The organism is Pseudomonas sp. (assembly GCF_041601375.1).
GTDB lineage: Bacteria > Pseudomonadota > Gammaproteobacteria > Pseudomonadales > Pseudomonadaceae > Aquipseudomonas.
This window is the reverse complement of sequence record NZ_JBFIIG010000230.1, coordinates 1-5,775: the sequence shown is the minus strand read 5'-3', so window position 1 is coordinate 5,775 and position 5,775 is coordinate 1. Positions and strand designations below refer to the sequence as shown.

Below are 5,775 nucleotides of genomic sequence, written 5' to 3'. Positions count from 1 at the left end.
GTTGGTAAGCGGCCACAATCTTCTCGGCATTGGGCAGGGCCCATTGCTCCATGACCGGGGTGAAGGGAATCGGGATATCCGGGAAGGCCACCCGCTGCGGCCGCGCCTTGAGCATGCCGATGTCGTGCTCGACCACGCTGGCGATGATCTCGCCGCTGACGCCGAAGCTGTGATAGTCCTCGTCGACCACGATCAGCCGGCCGGTCTTGCGCACCGAGGCGATCACGTGGTCGCGGTCCAGAGGTACCAGGCTGCGCAGGTCGATGACCTCGGCGCTGACACCGTCCTGTTCCAGCTGGTGAGCCGCGCGCAGGGCGTGGTGCACGCCGACGCCGAGGCTGACGATGGACACATCCGTGCCCTCGCGCACGGTCTTGGCCTTGCCGATTTCCAGGCAGTAGGGCTCCTCCGGCACCGCCACCGTGGCGCCTTTCTCGGTGCCCAGCCAGCCCATGCCTTGCAGGGCCTTGTGGAACAGGAAGATCACCGGGTTGTCGTCGCGGATCGCCGCGGTCATCAGGCCCTTGGCGTCATAGGCGTTGCTCGGCACCACCACCTTCATCCCCGGCAGGTGGGCGAAGGTGGCGTACAGGCACTGCGAGTGCTGGCCGGCATCGGAATAGCCGGCACCGGTGGAGGCCATCAGCACCATCGGCACCCTGACCTTGCCGCCGGAGAAGTAGGTGTTTTTCGCCATCAGGTTGTAGATGGCGTCCATGCACACGCCGAAGAAGTCGACGAACATCAGCTCGACGATCGGGCGCATGCCATCGGAGGCCGCGCCCACCGCCGCGCCGATAAAGGCGGTCTCGGAGATCGGCGTGTCGCGTACCCGCGCACCGCCGAACTCTTCATGCAGGCCGCGGGTGTTGCCGAATACCCCGCCGAGCGGGCCGATGTCCTCGCCCATCACGAACACACGGGGATCGAGGCGCATTTCCTGGGCCACCGCCTCGGCCATGGCGCGGGCGACGGTGAGTTTGCGTTGTTTGACTGCTGTGGTCATGGTTGTCTCCTGGGATTCTTGGCCGGTTAGCTCGCCAGCGCGCTTGGGCTGACGATGATCTTGACGTTGTGATCCTTGTTGTTGACCAGCTCTTCGAAGCCCTGCTCGATGATCTGCTGCAGGCCGATCCGCCCGGTGATCAAGGGCGTGACGTCGATGCTGCCGTCGGCGATCAGGGCGATCACGTCGGCGAATTCGCCGGCATAGGCGAGCGAGCCGATGACCTGCTTCTCGGTGGCGACGATCTCGAAGAAGTTGAACTCGCTGGGTTCCTCGAAGATACCGACCATCACACAGCGCCCGGCCTTGCGGACCACGTCGATGGCCAGCTTGGCGGTGGCCTTGTGGCCGATGCACTCGAAGGAAACCGCGGCGCCGTAGCCCTCGGTCAGCGCCTTGACCGCCGCGACGGCGTCGCACTGGCTGGGGTCGATAATGTCGCTGGCGCCGACTTCCAGGGCCTTGGCCTTGCGTGCGGCGGACATCTCCAGGGCGATGATGCGCGTGGCACCCGCGGCCTTGGCACACATGATGGTGCACAGGCCGATGGTGCCGGCGCCGACCACCACCACGGTCTGGTCGAGCAGGCTGCCGGCCTTTTTCACCGCATGCATGCCCACGGCCAGCGGCTCGATCAACGCGCCGGCCTCGCTGGGGAAGCCCTCGGGCAGGCGATAGAGCAGGTTGGCCGGCACATTGACCAACTCGGCGAAGGCGCCGTTGTTCATCAGCCCGGTAAAGGCCAGGTTCTCGCACAGGTTGTACTGGCCCTGGCGGCAGAACAGGCACTGGCCGCAGTGCTGGCAGGCATCGGCTGCCACCCGCTCGCCGCAGGCAAAGTCGCTGACGCCTTCGCCCAAGGCGACTATCTCGCCACTGAACTCATGGCCGAGGATGCATTGGCCCTGCAGCCCGGTGAGCGGGTGCGGGCTGTCCATCGGGATGAACACCGGCCCGGCCAGGTACTCGTGCAGGTCGGAGCCGCAGATGCCGCACCAGTGCACCTTGATCTGCACCCAATCGGGTGGCGGCGTGCCGGGAAGGGCGACCTGTTCCAGGCGGATGTCGCGGCGTCCATGCCATACCGCGGCGGTCATGCTGGCTTGCTGATTCATAAGCACATCCTTTCTGTCTGTTGGTATGGGCGTGCGGGCACGACGTTCAAACGAATACCTTCTCCAGCGCTTCTTCGGGCGCCGGGTAGGGGCTTTCGCGGGCGAACAGCACGGCCTCGTCGACCCGTCCGCGGGCGCGGGCGGCGATCTCCTCGGCGGCGCGCTCATCCAGCACGCCCAGCTCGAGCAGGCGCTGGCGGTAGGCGGGAATCGGATCCTTGGCCTGCAGCGCCTCCTTCTCGCCGGCGGGGCGGTACTGCTCGCCGTCGCCCATGAAGTGGCCGGCCAGGCGCGAGGTCTCGATCTCGATCAGGCTAGGCCCGCCACCGGTGCGGGCGCGCTCGATGGCATCAGCCGCGGCGGCGAAGATGGCGTCGGCGTCGTTGCCGGGGACGAACACCCCGGGCATGCCGTAGGCCGCCGCGCGCAGGTAGTTGCGCTCGATCGCGGTGGACGCCTGCTTGGCCACCGAGATGCCCCAGGCGTTGTCCTCGATGACGAACACCACCGGCAGCTTCCACAGGGCGGCGAGGTTCAGCGTCTCGTGGAAGGCACCCTGGTTGGCCGCGCCCTCGCCGATAAAGGCCACCGCCACGCCCGGCTTGTCCTGCAGCTGGCGCGACAGCGCCGCGCCCACGGCCGGGCCCATGCCTTCGGCGATGATCCCCGAGCAGGAGAAGTTCACCCGGGCATCGAACAGGTGCATATGGCCGCCGCGTCCGCCGGACAGGCCGGTCTTCTTGCCGAATATTTCGGCGACCATCTCGTTGAGGTGCACACCCTTGGCCACGGCAATATGGTGCGGGCGATGGGTGGCGGTGACGATGTCCTCGGCGTTCAAGTGTGCGCAGACGCCGACGGCGCAGGGTTCCTGGCCGTTGGACAGGTGCATTTCACCGGGGATCGGCCCGTTGGCCATGTTGAATACCGGGGTCTTGCCTTCCATGTAGATGCGCTCGATGGACTCCTCCAGGTAGCGGCTGACGAGCATCTGCTCGAACATCCAGAGGCGCTGCGCGTTGCTTGGTACGGTCATGTGCTGGGCTCCATTGTTTCTGTCAGAGGGCACGCTGGCTGAGCTGCGTGCCGATGTACTCGGCCTGGCGCAGGGCCAGGGCGACGATGGTCAGGGTCGGGTTCTGGCCGCCGCTGGTGGTGAACTGGCTGCCATCGGAGACGAACAGGTTGGGGATGTCGTGGCTCTGCCCCCACTTGTTGACCACCCCGTCGGCGGCCTTGGCGCTCATGCGGTTGGTGCCCATGTTGTGGCTGGCCGGGTAGGACGGCAGGCGGATCACCTCGGTAGCACCGACCGCCTCGTAGCACTTGCGGGTCTGCTCGACGCCGTGCTCGCGCATGGCGACGTCGAAGGCATGGTCGTCCTTGTTCACCACCGGTACCGGCAGGCCGTACTGGTCCTTCTCGCTGGCGTGCAGGGTGATGCGGTTGCCCTCCATGGGCAGGTCCTCGCCACATAGCCAGACCCCGGACATGTGGTCGTAGCGCTCCATCTTCGAGGCGAAGGCGCGACCCCAGCCCTGTGGCGTCGGGTCGAGAAAAGCGGACATGAACGGCAGGCCGAGCGACAGCACTTCCAGGCGGTAGCCGCCGATAAAGCCGCGCGAGGTGTCGTTGTACGACTCGTCGGAGATCACCCCGGCGCAGGTGGTGCCGCGGTACATGTGCACCGGCTTGGGCAGGGTGGCGTAGATGCCGGCGGTGGTGTGGGTCATGTAATTGCGCCCGACCTGGCCGGAGGAGTTGGCCAGACCGTCCTTGAAGGTCGACGATTCGGAGTTGAGCAGCAGGCGTGGCGACTCGATGGAGTTGCCGGCCACGCACACCACCCGCGCCTTCTGCCGCTGCTGGCGACCCTGGGCGTCGGCGTAGACCACCGCATTGACCTTGCCGCGGGCGTCATGCTCGATGCGCAGGACCATGGACTGCGGACGGACTTCGCAGTTGCCGGTGGCTTCGGCGCGCGGGATGTCGGTGTAGAGGGTCGACCACTTGGCTCCGATGCGGCAGCCCTGCATGCAGAAACCGATCTGCATGCAGCCCGGCCGGCCGTCGTAGGCCTGGGTATTGATCGCCATGGGGCCAGACTGGATTTCCTTGTAGCCGACCCGTTTGGCACCCTCGGCCAGCACCTTGAAGGAGTTGTGCCATTGGTGGTAGGGCATGCCGGTGGTGGGGCCGGTCACGCCCATGTGCCGCTCGGCCTTGACGTACCAGGGTTCCAGCTCCTCGTAACTGAGCGGCCAGTCGAGTAGGTTGGCCCCCTTGATCTCGCCATTTTCCGTGCGCATGCGGAACTCGAAATCACGAAAGCGCAGGGCCACGCCGGCCCAGTGCACGGTGCTGCCGCCGACCGCCTTGACGATCCAGGCCGGCAGGTTGGGGTGGTTCTGCGCCACGTCCCAGCCGCCGGTGGCGATGCGCTTGTCGAGCCAGGAGATCTTGTTGAACATGGCCCATTCGTCGTTCTCGATATCATTCAGCTCGAAGCGTTTGCCGGCTTCCAGCACTACGCTGCGGATGCCCTGCTTGGCCAGAGCATGGGCCAGGGTGCCGCCGCCAGCACCGGAGCCGATGATGACCACGACGTCGCCGTCGTCTTGTGCGAATTTCGCTGCCATGGGGTGTTCCCCTCATTGTTGGAATTGGATGAGCTGCGATTGCCGAGGTGTGGGTCAGAGCCAGTCGAGGTCGTTGTAACCGCGCGCCAGGTAGCCGCCTTTCTCCACCGAGGAGCCTTCGTAGCCGAACAGTGGAAACAGCGCCGGGTTGTCGTAGAGGCCGAACATCAGGGCGTTGCGCACGGCGCGAAAGAACGGCCCGGTTTCGATCTCGCGCAGCAGGGCGACCCGATCGATTTCCGTGTTGAGGCTTTCGAAGGGCTGGCCGTGACGCCGCTCGGCGCTGGCCTGCATATCGCGCAGACCGTCGGCGATCAGCTCGGGTTGCTTGGCCACCAGTTCGGCCAGTGGCTTGGCGTAGTGCAGGTCGTTCAGGCGGTCATGCGGGTAGATGTCGCGGCCCATGCGCAGCAGGCCCTGGGGTAGGGCGGGCAGCGCCTCATCGGCGAGCAGGGTGACCGGGATCAGCTGCGCGGCCACGGTCGTGGCGCCGAGGGCGAGCAGGGACTGGCCGGAAAGGGCCATGAAGCGCCGGCGCGTGAAGCCGGTGTCGGGGCTGGGAGAGTCATGCATGGCAGTGCTCCAGGCTATTGCCGGCACATCCTGCTCGTGGGGCAGAAGTGGCCGGCGCTCATTGTTATTTGTCGAGAGAACTGTTTCTCCTCTCTCGATAACCCTGGAGCAGCTTGCGTGCCAATGCTTTGTTGTGTGGTTAGCCTATTGTTTATTAACGATTTTGTAAGATAGAAGACGGCGCTTTCGCCCGGCGTCGTAATGCACCTGTAAAGCGAGATTCTTTACAGTTGTAAAACATCTGTAAGGGGGGCGCGGAGCGCGCAGCACAGGCGAGCCAAATTCGGCTCTGGGCGGCTAATGCTGAGAACGGCTTGCTCGCCGTTCGTGATCGATTTCCCAGGGGAGAGCGTCGTTCACTCCACCCGCTGTTCGCCGGTAAAGCTCAGGGTCACCTTGCAGCGCCGGCAGAAGTAGCGGCGGCCTTTGCCGACCAGGGCGT

At 65.5% G+C, this 5,775-nt stretch carries 5 protein-coding genes and 1 pseudogene; all 6 read right to left on the bottom strand.

All coding sequences use genetic code 11. The features are described 5' to 3' along the window. Positions 1-1,006, bottom strand: a 1,006-nt coding sequence (locus ABZE94_RS19770) for an alpha-ketoacid dehydrogenase subunit beta (protein ID WP_372877676.1), incomplete at its 3' end; no start/stop codon positions are given. Positions 1,007-1,032: 26 nt separating this feature from the next. Next, complete coding sequence (locus tag ABZE94_RS19765) at positions 1,033-2,103, bottom strand: 2,3-butanediol dehydrogenase (protein WP_372877678.1); 1,071 nt, start codon at positions 2,101-2,103, stop codon at positions 1,033-1,035. A gap of 64 nt (positions 2,104-2,167) precedes the next feature. Then, on the bottom strand, positions 2,168-3,157 hold the full coding sequence (locus ABZE94_RS19760; protein ID WP_372877675.1) for a thiamine pyrophosphate-dependent dehydrogenase E1 component subunit alpha: 990 nt from the start codon (positions 3,155-3,157) through the stop codon (positions 2,168-2,170). Between the two features lie 22 nt (positions 3,158-3,179). Continuing rightward, positions 3,180-4,760 (bottom strand): GMC family oxidoreductase, encoded by a 1,581-nt coding sequence (locus ABZE94_RS19755; RefSeq protein ID WP_372877673.1) that lies wholly within the window; start codon positions 4,758-4,760, stop codon positions 3,180-3,182. Positions 4,761-4,814: 54 nt separating this feature from the next. After that, positions 4,815-5,333: a transcriptional initiation protein Tat gene (locus ABZE94_RS19750; protein ID WP_372877671.1), complete on the bottom strand. Its 519-nt coding sequence runs from the start codon at positions 5,331-5,333 to the stop codon at positions 4,815-4,817. A 356-nt stretch (positions 5,334-5,689) separates the two neighbouring features. After that, positions 5,690-5,775: pseudogene (locus tag ABZE94_RS19745) on the bottom strand (SprT family protein); the annotation flags it as partial.